The sequence below is a fragment of the Aequorivita lipolytica genome, assembly GCF_007997135.1.
Classification (GTDB): Bacteria; Bacteroidota; Bacteroidia; order Flavobacteriales; family Flavobacteriaceae; genus Aequorivita; species Aequorivita lipolytica.
Genome location: NZ_VORU01000007.1, coordinates 1 through 17,673, shown reverse-complemented (window position 1 = coordinate 17,673; position 17,673 = coordinate 1). Strand labels below are relative to the sequence as shown.

17 protein-coding genes are annotated in these 17,673 nt (G+C 37.9%); 6 read left to right on the top strand and 11 right to left on the bottom strand.

The window, feature by feature from the left end; all coding sequences use genetic code 11:
* Position 1: 1 nt before the first annotated feature.
* From ESV24_RS09290 to ESV24_RS09250, 9 genes are all read right to left on the bottom strand, one after another.
* A complete protein-coding gene (locus ESV24_RS09290) occupies positions 2-1,009 on the bottom strand; it encodes an FAD:protein FMN transferase (RefSeq protein ID WP_111816409.1) in 1,008 nt (335 codons plus the stop codon).
* The gene (locus ESV24_RS09285; protein ID WP_111816410.1) at positions 1,006-1,368 is read right to left on the bottom strand and encodes a Na(+)-translocating NADH-quinone reductase subunit F; all 363 of its coding nucleotides are present in this window, start codon (positions 1,366-1,368) and stop codon (positions 1,006-1,008) included. The genes ESV24_RS09290 and ESV24_RS09285 overlap by 4 nt, the downstream gene beginning before the upstream one ends.
* 109 nt (positions 1,369-1,477) lie before the next feature.
* On the bottom strand, positions 1,478-2,785 hold the full coding sequence (gene nqrF / locus ESV24_RS09280) for an NADH:ubiquinone reductase (Na(+)-transporting) subunit F (protein WP_111816411.1): 1,308 nt from the start codon (positions 2,783-2,785) through the stop codon (positions 1,478-1,480).
* A gap of 1 nt (position 2,786) precedes the next feature.
* Entirely contained in the window at positions 2,787-3,530 is a 744-nt protein-coding gene (gene nqrE / locus ESV24_RS09275; protein ID WP_111816412.1) for an NADH:ubiquinone reductase (Na(+)-transporting) subunit E, read from the bottom strand.
* A gap of 166 nt (positions 3,531-3,696) precedes the next feature.
* Entirely contained in the window at positions 3,697-3,939 is a 243-nt protein-coding gene (locus ESV24_RS09270; protein ID WP_317046807.1) for a four helix bundle protein, read from the bottom strand.
* 68 nt (positions 3,940-4,007) lie between these two features.
* On the bottom strand, positions 4,008-4,655 hold the full coding sequence (locus ESV24_RS09265; protein WP_111816413.1) for an NADH:ubiquinone reductase (Na(+)-transporting) subunit D: 648 nt from the start codon (positions 4,653-4,655) through the stop codon (positions 4,008-4,010).
* A gap of 35 nt (positions 4,656-4,690) precedes the next feature.
* Entirely contained in the window at positions 4,691-5,443 is a 753-nt protein-coding gene (locus ESV24_RS09260) for a Na(+)-translocating NADH-quinone reductase subunit C (protein ID WP_111816414.1), read from the bottom strand.
* A 2-nt stretch (positions 5,444-5,445) separates the two neighbouring features.
* A complete protein-coding gene (locus ESV24_RS09255; RefSeq protein ID WP_111816415.1) occupies positions 5,446-6,663 on the bottom strand; it encodes an NADH:ubiquinone reductase (Na(+)-transporting) subunit B in 1,218 nt (405 codons plus the stop codon).
* Between the two features lie 5 nt (positions 6,664-6,668).
* Positions 6,669-8,021, bottom strand: coding sequence for a Na(+)-translocating NADH-quinone reductase subunit A (locus ESV24_RS09250; protein ID WP_111816416.1), 1,353 nt, complete (start codon positions 8,019-8,021; stop codon positions 6,669-6,671).
* Positions 8,022-8,463: 442 nt separating this feature from the next.
* On the opposite strand from ESV24_RS09250, the gene ESV24_RS09245 reads away from it, so the two are divergent.
* The 3 genes from ESV24_RS09245 to apaG are packed head-to-tail and all read left to right on the top strand — an operon-like array spanning position 8,464 to position 11,250.
* The gene (locus ESV24_RS09245) at positions 8,464-9,717 is read left to right on the top strand and encodes a type IX secretion system plug protein (RefSeq protein WP_111816417.1); all 1,254 of its coding nucleotides are present in this window, start codon (positions 8,464-8,466) and stop codon (positions 9,715-9,717) included.
* A 46-nt stretch (positions 9,718-9,763) separates the two neighbouring features.
* The gene (locus ESV24_RS09240; RefSeq protein WP_111816418.1) at positions 9,764-10,861 is read left to right on the top strand and encodes a DUF3667 domain-containing protein; all 1,098 of its coding nucleotides are present in this window, start codon (positions 9,764-9,766) and stop codon (positions 10,859-10,861) included.
* A 2-nt stretch (positions 10,862-10,863) separates the two neighbouring features.
* Complete coding sequence (gene apaG, locus ESV24_RS09235; protein WP_111816419.1) at positions 10,864-11,250, top strand: Co2+/Mg2+ efflux protein ApaG; 387 nt, start codon at positions 10,864-10,866, stop codon at positions 11,248-11,250.
* 2 nt (positions 11,251-11,252) lie between these two features.
* Here apaG and ESV24_RS09230 read toward each other — a convergent pair whose 3' ends face one another.
* A complete protein-coding gene (locus tag ESV24_RS09230) occupies positions 11,253-11,972 on the bottom strand; it encodes an NRDE family protein (protein WP_111816420.1) in 720 nt (239 codons plus the stop codon).
* Positions 11,973-12,147: 175 nt separating this feature from the next.
* Between ESV24_RS09230 and pruA the strand changes: the two genes are divergently transcribed.
* Positions 12,148-13,773, top strand: coding sequence for an L-glutamate gamma-semialdehyde dehydrogenase (gene pruA / locus ESV24_RS09225; protein ID WP_111816421.1), 1,626 nt, complete (start codon positions 12,148-12,150; stop codon positions 13,771-13,773).
* Between the two features lie 80 nt (positions 13,774-13,853).
* On the opposite strand, the gene ESV24_RS09220 is transcribed toward pruA, so the two are convergent.
* Positions 13,854-15,155, bottom strand: a complete 1,302-nt coding sequence (locus tag ESV24_RS09220; protein WP_111816422.1) for an Omp28-related outer membrane protein — start codon at positions 15,153-15,155, stop codon at positions 13,854-13,856.
* A 163-nt stretch (positions 15,156-15,318) separates the two neighbouring features.
* Between ESV24_RS09220 and ESV24_RS09215 the strand changes: the two genes are divergently transcribed.
* A complete protein-coding gene (locus tag ESV24_RS09215) occupies positions 15,319-15,801 on the top strand; it encodes a TlpA family protein disulfide reductase (RefSeq protein ID WP_111816423.1) in 483 nt (160 codons plus the stop codon).
* Between the two features lie 29 nt (positions 15,802-15,830).
* On the top strand, positions 15,831-17,477 hold the full coding sequence (locus tag ESV24_RS09210) for a DUF6029 family protein (protein ID WP_111816424.1): 1,647 nt from the start codon (positions 15,831-15,833) through the stop codon (positions 17,475-17,477).
* The last annotated feature ends 196 nt before the right edge of the window (positions 17,478-17,673 follow it).

The window sequence follows — 17,673 nt, the reverse complement described above, 5'->3', positions numbered from 1 at the left end:
TTTATTGTGGCATTCTTCTTTTAAACCCATCCGTCATAAAGACTTGATGATTATTTAGAGAATCATTAAAGGTTAAATATGCATCGATGTTTGGAAGATTCCTTAGCAATTCTTTTGATTTCTCCATTCCTAAAGCCATAAAGGAAGTTGCGTAAGCATCGGCCACACCACAAGTAGGTGCTATTACGGTTGAGCTGGTTACATCGCTTTTTTCCGCAGAACCTGTTAATGGATTTAAGGTGTGAACATATTTTTTTCCGGTAGCAGAATCTAGCCTGAATTTACGGTAGTTGCCTGACGAAGCCATTCCTTCATTTTTAAGTTTTACAGCTGCCTCAAAAGTGCGGTCGTCCAATTTAGAATCTACAGCTTCAATACCCACTACCCAATCCTGATTTTTTTCAAGGTTTTCACCTTTAGTAAGAATTTCGCCGCCCAATTCAATTAAATAATCCGTTACGCCCTTGGATTCAAGATAACGTCCTAGACAATCAATACCGAAGCCCTTTGCCACAGCATTAAAATCGAAATAGATTTGAGGATATTCTTTTGAAATGGTTCCATCGCTATTGATTTTAACTTTATGAAATCCCACATATTTCATCAAAGAATCTAATGTTTTGCTGTTAATATTCTTCAATGGCTTAACGTCACCAAAGCCGTAAGCATTTCGCAAAACGCCTATGGTTGGGTCAAAATAACCATTGGTTTTTTTGTTTACTTCTTCTGAAATTTCAAAGACTTCCCTAAAAATTGAATCTACTACAATCGTAGTATCACCTTGGTTTACTTTGGAAATATCGCTTTTGGGAATATAGGTACTCACCGAATGATTTACAGCATCTATTACTGAGTCCAACCCTTCCTTAAAATCCACTTCTTTCTCGGAATAAAACTGAATATTATAAATAGTTCCAAATGCATCGCCTTGTAAAAAAAGGATTTCTGATTCATTCTTTTCACAGAAAACAAAAAGCAAGAATAAGGGTATAAATAGTAGCTTCTTCATAGTATTTCTTGTAATCCTTTATAAACCAGAGTGTAATCTTCGTCTGCAATAACTGGTTTGCCATAATCGCTTCCGTGGCCCAAACCAACCCCTGCGTAATAGGTTTTTGCTTCAAATTTTTCGGCGTGCTCTTTTATGGTTTGCATTAAAAGCGGATCGTATGCATTTGCGTCTTGTGGATATGAAATGGCGCGAACAATTACAAAATGAAGCACTTTATCCTTTAATGCCACAAACTGTGGGTCTCGTTTCAATTTTGAATTGACACCCAAAAATTCATATCCATCTTCTTCAAGCTGTTTCCCTACAATATTCATCGCGAGATTGTGGAGTTCTTGTTTGCTTAGTTTTTCGCCCATATGTAACTTCAAAATTACAAATAAATGGCTTCATTATATCTACTTTCAAAACATAAAAAAACCGCTTCAACGAAAATTGAAGCGGTTTTTTTATAATTTGAAACTTATGTTATCCCCCGAAATCATCAAAACGAATATTTTCGTCCGGGATTCCAAAATCTTCACCCATCTTTTGAACGGCTTGGTTCATCAACGGTGGGCCACAGAAATAAAGTTCTATATCTTCAGGTGTATCGTGATGATTTAAATAATTATCAATTACCACTTGGTGAATGAAGCCAACAAAGCCATCACCAGCTTCATCGTGAATGTCTTTTTTCACTTTCCAGTTGTCTTCTTCTGCAGGTTCACTTAAGGCCAAGTAGAACTTAAAGTTTGGAAATTCGTTTTCCAATTCCTTAAAGTGATCTAAGTAGAAGAGTTCTCTCTTAGAACGCCCACCGTACCAATAGGTTACTTTTCTTCCGGTTTTTAGTGTTTTGAAAAGATGGTACAAGTGCGAACGCATAGGCGCCATTCCAGCTCCACCACCTACGTAAAGCATTTCTGAATCTGACGGGTTGATGAAGAATTCGCCATAAGGGCCTGAAATTACTACTTTATCTCCTTTTTTACAGTTGAAGATATAAGACGAAGCTATACCTGGATTAACTTCCATCCATCCGCCTTTTGCACGGTCAAAGGGTGGCGTTGCAATACGTACGTTGAGCATTATTTCACGTCCTTCTGCTGGGTATGAAGCCATAGAATAGGCTCTCTCAACGGTTTCATTGTTTTTCATTACCAATGGCCATAGTTTAAACTTGTCCCACTCGTCCTGAAACTTGTCTGGTCTATCGTGCTCTTCAGGGTGTGCAGTGATATCCATATCTTCGAACTTAACCTCGCATTGTGGAATTTCAATCTGTATATAACCACCAGCCTTATAGTTCATATCCTCAGGAATTTCAACCACAAACTCTTTGATAAAGGAAGCGACGTTATAGTTTCTTACAACTGTAGCATCCCATTTTTTTATTCCGAAGACTTCCTCAGGAATATGGATATTCATATCCTGCTTTACCTTTACCTGGCAAGAGAGACGTGCACCTTCTTTTAACTCTTTTCTGCTGAAGTGAGGCGTTTCGGTAGGCAAGGCTTCTCCTCCGCCTTCCAATACGTGGCACTCACACTGAATACACGTTCCACCACCACCACAGGCAGATGGCAAGAAAATCTTGTTACTACTTAAGGTTGAAAGTAGGGTTCCGCCACTTTCCACTTCTATTTTCTTCTCGTCGTTAATGGTAATGGTTACCGGTCCTGACGGAGAAAGTTTCTGCTTTGTGAATAACAAAAGCGCCACCAATAAAAGCGTCAATATCAAAAAGGCAATGACGGTGGCTGCTACAACTCCAATTATACTTGCTAAAAACATATTACTGCTGTGTTAGTTCAGAAACTTCAATAAGAGCGGTTTCGTTGTCAATATTTTTTATAGTGTTCTTTTCTACTTGAATTCCTATGTTCGCTGGATTTCCATCCAATGAAGGTGTTTCCTCGTCACCGCCTGTAAGCATACCTCCAAAGCTCATAAAACCAATAGCCATTAAACCTGTAATTATAAACGTAATTCCTAATCCTCTTAACGGAGCTGGAACGTTGCTGTATCTAATTTTTTCACGAATTGCTGCAATAGCAATAATTGCAAGGAACCATCCAATTCCGGAACTGAAACCGTAATTTAATGCTAAATCCAACGAGGCGATATCTCGAGACTGCATAAAAAGTGATCCCCCTAAAATAGCACAGTTTACTGCTATTAATGGTAGAAATATTCCAAGTGAATTATATAGCGATGGTGAAAACTTTTCAACAATAATTTCTACCAACTGAACCATGGTTGCAATGGTAGCGATGAATAGAATGAATGATAAAAAGCTTAGATCATAATCTGCAAACTCTTCTCCTAGCCAAACCAAGGCTCCTTCTCTTAGAATATACTGATCTAAAAGCCAGTTTAAGGGAACTGTTACAGTCAATACAAAAATTACAGCCGCACCCAAGCCCACTGCAGTACTCACTTTCTTAGATACCGCCAAGTATGAACACATACCCAAGAAGTATGCAAACACCATGTTATCTACGAAAATCGATTTGAAAAATAATTCTATGTGTTCCATGTTTCAGTAATTCAGTAATTCAGTACGCAGTATTCAGTTATATATTTACAACTCCAAATTTTTGTGGGTTGTGAATCATATAGTTTAATAACTTACCTACTTCTTCACTATTTTCTTTTAATTCAATTTCTAATTCTTTCGTTATATATTCACAGGCTTGGGCAAATTAAATCCAAGTTTGTGTTTCAAGGTTTTCTGAATCAGCATCTGTCAATTTATTTTGAAAGTGCTTCGGATATTTCCTTTTCCCATATGCTTCAGCAATTGCAGCAGATACTGCTCTTGATGATCTTCTGACTTGGCTGGTTAACGAAAACTGTTCCTCTATCGGAAATCCTTTAGAAATTTCGAATATATTCATAACCAAACTAAATGATTTCTTGTAGGCAAGCAATTCTTGAAATTTCATAATCAATATGTCAAAATATTTATGCAATCATTTACTGATTACTGCGTACTGCAAACTGCGCACTTAACTTAGTTTTCTTCTATTAATGCTTTATTTCGGCTACGTTGTACCCAAATTATTAATCCTACAACAATCAATGCCATAGGTGGAAGTACCATAAATCCGTTATTTTCGTAACCCATTGCATACAAGCCTGTTTTTGTAACAGGATCTCCCAATACTTTAAAACCGAACAAGGTTCCGCTACCCAATAACTCTCGGAAGAAACCTACAATAATTAAAATAAGTCCGTATCCTGCGGCATTTCCAATACCATCCAAAAACGATCTCCAAGGTCCATTAGCTAAAGCGAATGCTTCAAAACGTCCCATAATAATACAGTTTGTAATAATAAGACCAATGAAAACTGAAAGCTCCTTGCTTAACTCATACGCAAAGGCCTTCAGCACTTGATCTACAATAATTACGAGGGCAGCAACAACGATTAATTGAACGATAATCCTAATTTTGGACGGAATGATGTTTCGCATCAAAGAGATAACAACGTTGCCTGCTCCCAATACAAAAATAACCGATACGGCCATTACGATGGAAGGTTTTAATTGTGCGGTAATTGCCAATGCAGAACAAATACCCAGAACCTGAATAGTAATAGGGTTGTTGTCTGCCAGCGGATCTAAGATTAGCTTGCTATCTTTTTTTGAAAGTAATCCCATAATATTTATATTTAAAATGCTTGTGCACTTTTATTTTAGTTTTTTCTTAAAGCTTTAAAATAGGGTACGTATAACTTAATGTCCTTCCTCAACATTGCTGAAACACCATCACCTGTAATTGTGGCACCGGCAAGTGCATCTACTTCATTGTCTTCAGTGTCTTTGTTCAATGGATCGTTGTTTCCTTTTGCTACTTTGATGCCTTCAAAAACTTCTCCGTGTAAAAACTTTTCGCCCGTAAAGTCATCCATAAAATAGCGTTGTTTTATTTCGGCTCCTAAACCAGGAGTTTCACCCTTATGGTCATAATAAACACCTACAACAGTCATTGTTTTATCAACAGCTACGAAGCCCCAAATTGCATCCCACAGTCCTTTTCCTCTTACGGGAATAACGTAAAGTTCTTTTCCATCTTTTTCACCTACAAATAATGGTAGTTTTCGCTTGTAAGAAGCATCTTTCGCCTTGGTTTCCTCTTTCTTCAAATCTATTAAATAAGCTTCATCATTTTCAGTTACATCATCGCCTTGTATAACCAACTGCTTTTTAATGTATTTATTGAATTCTGCCTCAACCTCATCTGTGGGAATAAAGACTACATCGCCTTCTCCTTCATTATCGTTTACGTTCATCGCATACAGAATGTTCTGTTGCTTCTCGTACTTTTCATTCGCCTTTATCATTGGTTTTAGGCCGCTGGCAAAACCAGCCAATAACGAACCTACCACCACTACCATGATTACGGAAAAAATGACGGTATAACTATTTTTATCTGTGTTAATTGCCATGTTTAAGCTGTTTTAACTTTTAAACGTTTTGCTCTTTTCTTGATGTTCCCTTGTATTACGTAATGATCAATGGTTGGTGCAAATACGTTCATTAATAAGATTGCCAAGAAAACTCCTTCTGGATAGGCTGGGTTGAATACACGTATCAATATAGAAATAAGACCTATTAAAAATCCGTAGATCCATTTACCTTTATTGGTCTGGCTGGCTGAAACTGGATCTGTAGCCATATACACAGCGCCAAACAAAATACTACCAATAATTAGGTGTTGCCAGAAAGGCACATTCATAAGACCATAAAATTTTGAACTCTCACCAATCCATCCCGCATCTACTATTCCGTTGAAAATAAGCCCCATTGTTAGAGCGCCTATCAGGGTACTGAAAATAATACGCCAACTTCCTATTTTGGTGAAGATTAATATGAAAGCCCCCACAAGAATCAACAGTTTTGACGTTTCCCCGACGGAGCCAGGTATAAAGCCCCAGAACATGTCCCAATAATCGTAAACCACATTATGGTTTTGTGCATAACTACCCAGTATTGTTTCTCCAGATATAGCGTCTATATTGGCACCCGCCATAATTTCTTTTTGTCTTTCTACAGCTCCGTGTACCCAAACCTTATCACCACTCATCCAGGTAGGATAAGCGAAAAATAAGAAGGCACGAATGGTTAGGGCTGGGTTTAAGATATTCATTCCGGTACCTCCAAATACTTCTTTACCAATTATAACTCCAAAGATTACAGCAACGGCAAGCATCCATAATGGAATATCGATGGGCACAATTAGAGGCACTAACATTCCTGTTACCAAATAGCCTTCTTCTACTTCGTGACCTTTTATAATAGCAAATAAGAACTCTATACCAAGGCCTACACCGTAAGATACCAATACCAACGGCAGCACTGTCCAGCAGCCCATAATAAAGTTATCCATTGTAAGGAAGTTTGCCAATGGCGCTAAGCGTAAGGTTTCGTCCAAAGCTGCATAATGTTGATAGCCAGCATTAAAAATTCCGAAGAGCAAACACGGCACCAATGCCAAAATCACAGTATTCATAGTACGCTTCAAATCGTCTGCAGCTTTAATATGCGTGCCGCCGTGAGTGGTTTCGTTAGGCAAATACAAGAAAGTGTGCAATGCATTAAATGCAGGCGCCATCTTTGTACCCTTGTACTTTTCCTTAAGCGTATGTAATTTTAATTTCAATCCCATAGCGATTATCCTATTTCTTTATACATTAAATCAAGACCGTTCCTGATGATCTGTTGATGCGGCTGCTTGCTAACGCAAACAAATTCAGTAAGTGCAAAATCTTCTGGAGCCACCTCATACATTCCCAAGGCTTCCATTTCATCCAAATCCTGCACCATACAGGCTTTTAGCATTTGCAACGGATACATATCCAAAGGAAAAACCTCTTCGTAAATTCCGGTTACCACAAAAGCTCGGTGCTCACCATTGGTATTGGTATCTAAATCGAATTTTTTATTTGGCGTTAACCAAGAAAAGGTAAGCGCTCTGGAAGTTGATATTTTATTGAAAACGGGTTTGTTCCACCCAAAGAATTCGTAATCGTCACCTTCCGGGATTACGCTAACGGTATTGCTATAGTAGCCTAAATGCCCTTTAGGGGATATCTGTTTCCCTGTAAGTACGTCGCCACTAACAACGCGAACGTTTTCTTCTTTCAATCCAGAATCGTACAAAAAGGTAGATGCCTCTGCTCCAATTCTAGTTCTGTAATATTTTGGTGTTTTTACCTCAGAACCTGCAAGCGCAATTATCCTTTCGGCATTAAACTTACCGGTAAGTAACAATTCGCCAATAATAACAAGGTCTTGTGGCGCAATAGTCCAAACAATTTCACCTTTATTAACAGGGCTAAGCTTGTTTATTTGCGTACCTACATTTCCTGAAGGGTGCGGTCCTGAAACATTGTGAAGTGTAATATCTTTCAAGCCTTTAAAAGGAGAACTTCCGCTTTTACCCACACCAACGTGTACTTGTCCTGTGGTCAATTTGCTAAGTGCTGTTAAAGCTGCCTGTAGTTCCTTTTCCTTTCCGTGAAGTGAAAAATCATAGTCGTTTGCTAATGGGGCTGTGCTATGTGCTGAAATAAATATATCTCTCGGTTCTTGTTCTGTGCCAGCAATTACAGCATAGGGACGCTGTAAAATAAAAGGCCAACAACCAGATTGTAGCAAGCGTGTTTTAATTTCTTCAGCGCTCGAAGCTTCTGGACTTAAAACACCAAAATCTTTATACGAATCCTGCGGATCTGCCTCAATAGTAATTTCTTTAATTACACGTTTGGCGCCGCGCTCTATTTTGGTAAGCGTTCCACTCACCGGCGAGGCGAACTTAATAAGCTCATTGCTTTTTGAGTAGAAAATTGTTTCACCAGCCTGAACTTTTCCACCCTCCCTAACAACCAGTTTTGGAGTAATAAGATGAAAGTCGGAAGGTCTTAATACGAAAGTTCTTGATCTTGGGGCGCTTGAAAGTGTCTTTTCGGCTTCGCCCTTTAAATTGATAGTCAGACCTTTTTTAATCTTAATGTCTTTGGACATAAATTATAGATATTAATAATGCCTTTTTAATACCCTATCGCTCCTCAAAACAAAGTGCGGGGAATAAGGGCGTGCAAATTTATAAATTAAATATACCATTGCACAATAAAAGGGTATAATTTTCTGTGTTAAAAAGCGATGGATTGCTTCTTTAAAACGTTTTTAAATGAAGGTATGATTATTCGTAAATAATTTTAAAACAATTCGGATAAATATTATTATTGATATATTTAGTTATTAATTCAGGATAAGTCCAAGGATCATCCAAATTTACGGATACACGACGAGCACTTTAAAAGTGACTTATTAATGCTCTATTTTTATTTCAGATAAAATCATCTATTCTATAGATTATAGCTAAAAGGGGAATCATCACTGCATTCCCAAATCCATTAACACAAGAGGCACAAAATTTGTTATCTTAGCATTTTAAACTACTGATATGTCAAAAACACTTGCTACCTCCCTTCTTTTATTTCTTACGGTTCTCCCTACTTTCTCCCAAATCGTGGAAAAAGTAGAACCCCCATACATCAGCACAATTCAGTTTCGTGGTGCCACAAACCAGAGCCAACTACCCATTATCCGTCTTGGCGATCGGCTCCTGCTTTCCTTCGATGCCCTCAATGGCGAGGAAGAAGATTACTACTATACCATTACCCATTATAATTTTGACTGGACGCCCAGCGATCTTGCTAAAAGTGAATACTTGGACGGTTTTGACGATGTACGCATCCAGAATTACCAAAACTCGCTAAATACGCTTCAAATATTTTCTCACTACGAACTCACCATCCCCAACCGCGACACCCGCGCAATTGAAAAAAGCGGCAACTATCTGCTCAGCATCTTCAATGGAGATGGCGAACTTGTATTTACCAGAAAGTTTTTGGTAATGGAAAACATTGTAAACGTTAATGTAGAAATAAAGCGAGCCCGCGACCTGAAAGTTATTGAAAAGAAACAAGTGGTTCAGTTCAGTATAAACTCCCCGGATCTGTTATTGATAAACCCAAAGCAAACTGTAAAAGTACTTGTGCTTCAAAACAGCAACCTGAAAACCGCAATTACAGATTTGGTGCCACAGTACACAATAGGTAGCGAGCTGATTTATAAATACGACAAGGAAGCTTCTTTTGGCGGGGGCAATGAATTTTTTTCTTTCGATAATAAAGACGAACGCTCTGCCACCAACGGCGTGCGCTCCATAGAACTTACCGATGTTTACGAAAATTATCTTTACACAAACATCCCGAGATATGACAGGCTCTACACTTACAACCCAGATATAAATGGAAATTTTGTAGTGCGCAATGTAGACGCCCGCAATCAAGACCTTGAGGCGGAATATGTGCGGATGCACTTCAACCTACAGTATTACGACGATTTGGGCGATAAGGAACTTCACATATATGGCAATTTCAACAATTGGACAATTGACGGTAGCACCTATATGAAATACGATCCAAAAACCGACAGCTATAGGAACGACCGTCTTTTTAAACAAGGATATTACGACTATAAATATGTAGTTGTGAACCGTGACGGAAGCATTGATGAAGGTGCCGTAAGCGGCAATTTTTGGCAGACTGAAAACGACTATACCGTTATTGTTTATTTCCGCGATTTGGGTGCGAGGTATGATCGAATCATCGGCACAGGATATGCAAATTCCACAAATATCAATAACAATTGATTTTCTAAAATTTAATTGAAGTAACAATTTCTTTTTTCAGAAGGCAATGAAACGCAAAAAAGATAGAAATTCCGGCAGTAGAAAATCGTTCCAATACCGCGGAACAAAATGCCTAAACTGTCAACAACCACTTGATATAAGTGATGTTTATTGCCCGTATTGCTCCCAATTGAACAGCAATAAGCAACTTTCAGCAAAAGATTTTTTTGGTGAATTTCTGAATAGCATTGTTGTTTTCGACTCCCGATTACGAAACACGCTAAAAGATCTTCTTTTCAGGCCTGGCATCATTACTCGCAATTATGTGAAGGGGCAGCGCTTAAAGTATGCAAACCCGTTTCGGTTCTTTTTGAGCGTATCCATTATTTACTTTCTATTGAATAGTTTGATTCAAGTTTTCCAACCAAATACAGAGATTGACCAGTTGAATTTAAATGGCTCGAGTTCTGACATAATCACCTTGGATTCCTTGAGACAGAATTTTCCAGCAAATCCTTCAAAAAACATAATAGTTGCTGATTCCTTAAAAAATGAAGAATCCAAAAAAAACTTTGAATCTATTTCCGAAGAGGCATTAGATACCATGTCATTTACTGAAAGCTACATTGAAAGATTTTCACTCTACAATAAATATTACGAAAAAACTAAAATCAAATCTCCTGCTGTGGCCTTCGACAGCCTACATCACCAAAATACCGCCTTTAACAGATGGGTTTATTCAAAAAACGCTACCCTTGAGAAGATACAGGAAAAGCCTTCGGAGTTTATAAATTATGTCATTTCCAAAATACCTTTCTTCCTATTTTTCTTCACTCCCTTTTTTGCGTTGTTTTTCTGGCTCATTTATTCCCGTAAAAAATATACCTATATCGAGCATACGATTTTCATATTCCATATATTCAGTTTTATCTTTTTAGCGATGCTTCTTTTCTTAATTCCCGACCTCATAATTGGAAAAAATTTTTTGGTTGGATGTCTATTCATTTTTATTGGCCCAATTTATTTTTACAAAGCATTGCGAAATTTTTACGGGCAGAGTAGGCCGCTAACTTTAATAAAATTTGTATTTTTAAACACTGTGTTTGTAATAGGATTAACTTTAGCAGCAACAATTTTTGTAGTCGCCAGCGCAGCAATCTATTAAAAATGGTACAACAGGTAACACAAGGGATTAAGATTTCGGTAAAAACCGAATTTGACGGCACGTTTTACAAAAACCGTAAAATGCAATATGCCTTTGCCTATACCGTAACCATTGAAAACCAAAGTAAAGATACCGTGCAGCTAACTGCCCGTTGCTGGAAAATAAAAGATTCACTGAACAACACCGAAATGGTGGAAGGCGAAGGGGTTATAGGCCAAAAACCTATTCTAAAGCCGGGCGAAAAACACGCCTATACCAGCGGATGCCTGCTCCTTTCTCCTTTTGGCGCTATGCAGGGACATTATAATATGGTGAATTTTGCAACCACGCGAAAATTTAGGGTTTCAATTCCACTTTTCAATTTGAGCGCGCCTTTTTCCATGAATTGATACTATTTTTTGTGAAAAGTAAATACCGATTCATATATTTCTTCTCGCTGTAAATCTTCATAACGCATTTCAAGAGTCTCTTCCTTTTTAGAAATTTGGGTAATGCTTTTTGTTTTTATGAAACCGCGATCCATTATCAGATTACTATTAAAATCACCTTCGCCCGCTGTTTTATGAAATTGGAGAATTTCTTCTTCGGAAGGATTTACCGTTTTCATTAAAAAACCTGAAAACCAATTTTCGCGCTTATGCTTTAAATTTTTAGGATATAATGGCGAAGAAGACCAAATTTGTGGCGCAAGCGTTTCTTCTGAAAAATGATGATTTATTCCGTCCCAAACCAATTGAAACAATTGCAATACTCTTTGCCATTCAACCAAAACAGCTGTGAAAGGTTCTATTCCATTGAAATCATAATTTTCTATTTCACTTTTTAAATTTTCACATTTCAATAAATCCTTCACCACCAAACCCCTGCTCTTTCTGTAAAAAGGCTTTCGCTGATGGGCAATAAAACCGCCGTTCATCAAACAGACCAAACGCTTTTTTTCGCTAATGCCAATCCATGTTCCGCCCGCAACAGCATCCTTTGGGTAAAGTAATTGCACGCCTTGTTCCTCATAAATTTTCGGCGGAAAAGTTTCTCGTCCGGGAGCTTCATCGCGGTTTGATGTTACTATAAAATCATAATTGGATTTCGGAATAAAAGTAATTGTACACATATCTGGATGTTATTAATCGAAACTACAAAAGGAAAATTAAAAATTCCAAATAACAAATGCTAAATTCCAAATTAAAAAAAAATGTATTACACTATTTGGAATTTGGAATTTCAAGGTTTGGTGCTTTCATTTTTGTACCTTTGCAATCTTCATAAACAGAAAAAACAAAACAGTTATGGGAAATGGATTTTTTGAAGTGCCAATCGCCGTAAATGAGCCTATAAAAAGCTACGCGCCAGGTTCTGCAGAACGCGAAGAAGTACTTGAAACTTACAGAAAAATGTACAAGGCAAAAATAGAAGTGCCTTTATTTATTAACGGCGAAGAGGTAAAGACCAAAGAAACCGCTACTATGTCTCCACCGCATGACCACAAGCACGTGCTGGGAACTTACTATAAAGCTACCAAGAAAAATGTAGAGGATGCAATTTCCACTTCATTGGAGGCTAGAAAAAAATGGGCCGTAATGCCTTGGGAACAACGTGCCGGAATTTTTCTTCGCGCTGCAGAATTGATTGCAGGCCCATACAGAGCAAAGATTAATGCCGCAACAATGCTTGCTCAATCTAAAAATATATATCAGGCTGAGATTGATGCCGCTTGTGAGCTTATAGATTTTCTACGTTACAATGTTCAATACATGACTGAAATCTACGCTGAGCAACCAGAATCTACTTCCGCAGCTTGGAACCGAATTGAATACCGTCCTTTAGAAGGTTTTGTGTATGCAATAACTCCTTTTAACTTTACTGCTATTGCGGGAAATCTTCCAGCAAGTGCCGCTTTAATGGGAAATGTAGTGCTATGGAAGCCTAGCGACAGCCAAGTTTATTCTGCAAAAGTAGTTTTGGACGTATTTAGAGAAGCTGGCGTTCCTGCTGGTGTAATAAATATGGTAATGGGCGATCCTGTTATGATTACTGATACCGTACTTGCAAGTCCAGATTTCAGCGGAATTCACTTTACTGGTTCAACAGATGTTTTCAAGGATATTTGGCAAAAAGTTGGAACCAATATCCACAACTACAAAACCTATCCACGAATCGTGGGTGAGACAGGTGGAAAAGATTTTATAGTGGCTCACAAAACTTCAGACCCTAAACAAGTTGCAACGGCTATGGCCCGAGGTGCTTTTGAATTCCAAGGTCAAAAATGTAGCGCCGCCAGCCGATGCTATATTTCAAAGACTATTTGGGAGGACGTTAAAAAGTATTTGATTGACGATATCCGTTCTTTTAAAATGGGAACACCGGAAGATATGGGCAATTTCATTACGGCAGTAATCCACGAAGGTTCTTTTGATAAGCTTGCAAAATATATTGATGCTGCCAAAAAAGACAAAAACGCTGAAATAATTGCTGGTGGAAATTATGACAAAAGCAAAGGTTACTTTATTGAACCTACCGTAATTGTGGTAAAAGACCCAAAATACACTACAATGTGTACTGAGCTTTTTGGACCTGTACTTACAGTATATGTCTATGACGATAAGAAATGGGAAGAAACACTTCACTTGGTTGATGAAACCAGTGAATACGCTTTAACCGGAGCTGTTTTCAGCGAAGACAGATATGCTTTGGAAGAAGCCGTAAAAATTCTTGAAAATGCTGCTGGTAATTTTTACATAAACGACAAACCTACGGGAGCCGTTGTTGGCCAGCAGCCTTTTGGTGGCGCGCGCGCCAGTGGAACGAACGATAAAGCAGGAAGTAAGCAGAATCTTTACAGATGGATTTCACCACGAATGGTGAAGGAAACCTTTGTTTCACCTACCGATTACAGATATCCTTTTTTAGGATAAAAACTAGATTGAGCTCATTAAAAAACCCATCCTGAAATATTCGGGATGGGTTTTTTGATTTTATAAAAAATGGTTTGTTCTTACTCGTAATTTTTGTTTTCGTTGATTTTAGAGAACTGTGAGTTCTTGGCACTATTATCTGCTCTAACAACCATAACCACGAAACTTAAATTGTCGCCAACATAGTTAGATGGCACTACAAAGGAATAACTCTTTTTAAATTCTTGAAAAGCGGGTGTTTGGGGAATAGCATCGCCAAAAAGATCTGAAAGTGAATTTCGTAAACCGTGATTGTGAACATAGTCTACTATTGGGTTGCCAAGTCCTTCATATGGATGCCCAGGAGTCTCATTGAAATAGTTGGCTTGAGGTGCAACTACACCATTTTCCAATAAATAAACAACTAATTTATCCCCTGCTTCAGAGCCATTTTCATAAATAACTTTTACTTGAACGGTTAGATTCGCACCCGTTAATTGAGAGTTAATGGCCATTGATAAATCTGTGTCGTTTCCAGCCATTGCCGTTACTTCGCCAATATTGTAAGGCTCTGCCCAAGAAACAGTCCTATTAAGTTGTGCTTTAGGAAATCCATTGCTTACTCCAAACATTTGCTGCAAATCTTCAATTCTATCAAAATCTAATGGATCTGGGTAGCTAGAGGCAGTTTTATGAATAGCCACAACCGACACATGTTCAGTAACAGCTTCAACATTTTCAATTGCCAATGCAACTGCAGGACAAAATCCACACCACGTGCCTGTATAATCTTCTATTACAACTTTGCGCTTCGGAATAAATACTTCAAAAGGTTTTGTGACAGAAGTTTGTTGTTCGTTATTTACTTCATACTTCGCATAAACATCAAAATTACCAGGTGTTGCGGAAGAATAGGTAAAGCCAGAAATTTCATCGTTGTTTACATAAAAAATTGCTTCAGAAGCCGTATTGTTTCCATCGGAATCTAAAAGACCGAAAGTGATTGTCTGGTCACGTAATGCTTTTGTAACATCTATTGTTAATGCACGCTCTGTTGGTGCCAGCACTTCAAAGTTTAGAATATTACTGTTTACATCATTATAGACTGCCTTTACTGCATAAGTACCTGTTTGCCGAAAAAAGTAAGCCCTTGCAGATATTGCCGTTTCATTCACATAATATGTAGCTATGTCTGAGTAATCTTCTCCATTGTTCCCATTCACCGTAAAGTAAACAGAATCGTTTACAGATAGAACCTCAAGTTCTCCGGTTCCGGCACTACTTTTAAGCTCCAAAGTTAACATAGGGTCTGCCTCCACGAATGGATCTTCTTTTTTACTACAGGACACGATGGCAACAAAGGCGAATAGAAATAGAAGTTGGAAATAGGGATGGGTTTTCATAACATTATATTTTAAAAAAATAATAAGTGTGCTAATATAGCCTAAATCTTAAAAATGTTTTGGATTTATTTGTTAAATGAAGATTTTTCAAACAAACTGATACAGTTTTTATTAAAAAAACTTAATATTGCTAGTCTAAAATTAATTACAAATCTTTTTACCTATGAAAAAAATTCTCTCCCTTCTTCTTTTATTCGTTTCAACTGTAGGATTTTCCCAAAGTGAAATGCCAAGAATTGATTTAACCACAGTAGACGGAAACACAATTAACTCTAAAAATCTTTCTAAAGAAGATAAGGTAATTGTAGTTTCACTATGGGCCACATGGTGCGTTCCTTGTTTAAAAGAACTTGATGCAATTAGTGAAATTTACGCAGATTGGCAAGAGGAAACCGGAGTGGAACTATTCGCAGTTTCTGTAGACGACAGCCGTACTGTAAACAGAGTAAAACCTTTAATAAACGGAAAAGGCTGGGATTATACCGTTCTTTTGGATACTAATAACGATTTTCAACGTGCTTTGGGAGCTGCCACCGTACCTTTGACGCTTTTGGTAAAAAACAATGAAATTGTTTACCGCCATTCTGGTTATAGCCCAGGTGCAGAATATGAACTTTATGAAAAAATAAAGGAATATTCCAACTAACCCCAATACCAATCAACCAAAAACTTACAATGAAAAAACTTATACTCGGCACCTTTATGCTTATGGGCGCCATCGGCTATTCGCAAGACAACGGCTACTTTTTCGGTGGTCTCGAGTCTAACTCCCAATGGCTTCTGGATGATGAAGATTTTAATTTTATTGCCCCAGAAGATCAGTTTAGGGCAAATAATTATTTACAGATGAACTACACGCTCGGAAAATTCACTGCAGGCGTCCAATATGAATCCTATTTGCCTTCTGCCCTCTTGGGTTATTCTGACACTTGGAATGGCCAAAATGGAATTGGGACCTATTATCTTAATTTTAGGAATGAAACCCTAGATATAACTGGAGGTTATTTTTATGAGCAATTTGGAAGTGGTTTAATTCTTCGTACTTGGGAGAATAGACAATTGGGTATCAACAATGCTTTAAAAGGTGTTCGTGTTAAATTCAGTCCATCTGCTACTTTCGATCTTACCGGTGTTTATGGACAAACTCGAAATGGATTTGATGTTTCAGAAGGAGTGATACAAGGCCTTGATGCCAATTTAAACTTAAGTGATTTAATGAAAATAGACGCAGTAGATTTAAAATTGGGCGCCAGCTACGTCGGCCGTTATCAGGATAACGGTGCAAATGATACCATTCCTGCAAATATAAACGCTTACGGAGGAAGACTCGATTTTGTAGTTTCAAATTTCTATGGCGGAATTGAAGCAATTGCTAAAGACCCGGACGTACTTATTAATGAGGAAGTGGTAACTTCTCCACAGCTCTTTGATGGCACGGCACTACAGCTTAATTTAGGATATGCCCAAAAAGGTTTGGGAATAAATTCTACATTTAGAAGGCTGGAAAATTTCACTTTTTATTCAGATAGGTATGCCGAAGGAAATCAGTTTAATGAGCAATTAGTAAACTATGTTCCCGCCATTACCAAACAACACGATTATTTGCTATCAAACATATACGTTTACAATGCACAGCCAAGACTTCTTTTTAGTGAAAACGAAAAAAGAGCTGGGGAAGTAGGCACACAGCTAGATGTTTATTTTTCGTTTGACAAAGAATCTGCACTTGGTAAGGTTGGAACAAAATTGGCCGGAAACTTTTCTTATTGGGCGGGCTTGGAAACAACTTTTAATGCGGGCGATTTAACCTATGACGCTAAATTTATTGGAGATGGAGATCGCTATTTCCGCGATTTGAACATAGAGATAAAAAATCGTTGGACCTCAAAATGGAGCACGGTTGTATCATACCAAGATGTTATTATTGACAAAGCCGTTTCCAAAGGCGGTATTCTTGGATCTGAAGGCGATATTAGAGCACAAATAGCAGTTATAGAAGGCACGCGCCGTTTTGAAAAAGGAAAAGCTTTGCGAATGGAGCTACAGCATTTATGGACTCCCGATGATGATAAAAACTGGGCTGCAGGAGTTTTAGAATATAATTTTAACTCAACAATTACAATATATGCTGCTGATTCTTGGAATTATGGTGGTGAAAAAGAATTTCACTATTACAGTGTTGGAGGTAGTTATACTAAAGGTAGAGCACGTTTTGCAATGAACTATGGCCGACAAAGAGGAGGCTTGATTTGTGTAGGTGGTGTTTGTCGGGAAGTACCGCCAAGCAATGGAGTAACTGCAAATTTGGTAGTTACATTCTAGTCTGAAAAATTAAAAAAAAGAGGCTGTCTAAAAAGGGCAGCCTTTTTTATGTTTTATAATTTTGACAACAGCGTGAAATTTTGTACTTTCATGCTATGAAAAGCAACGTAGTTTGGAAGACCAATAGCCAGAACCAACTGAGTCTTCTCCCTCCAAGTTATGATGATCTTGTTCCAGAGAATCATCCGGTTCGCAT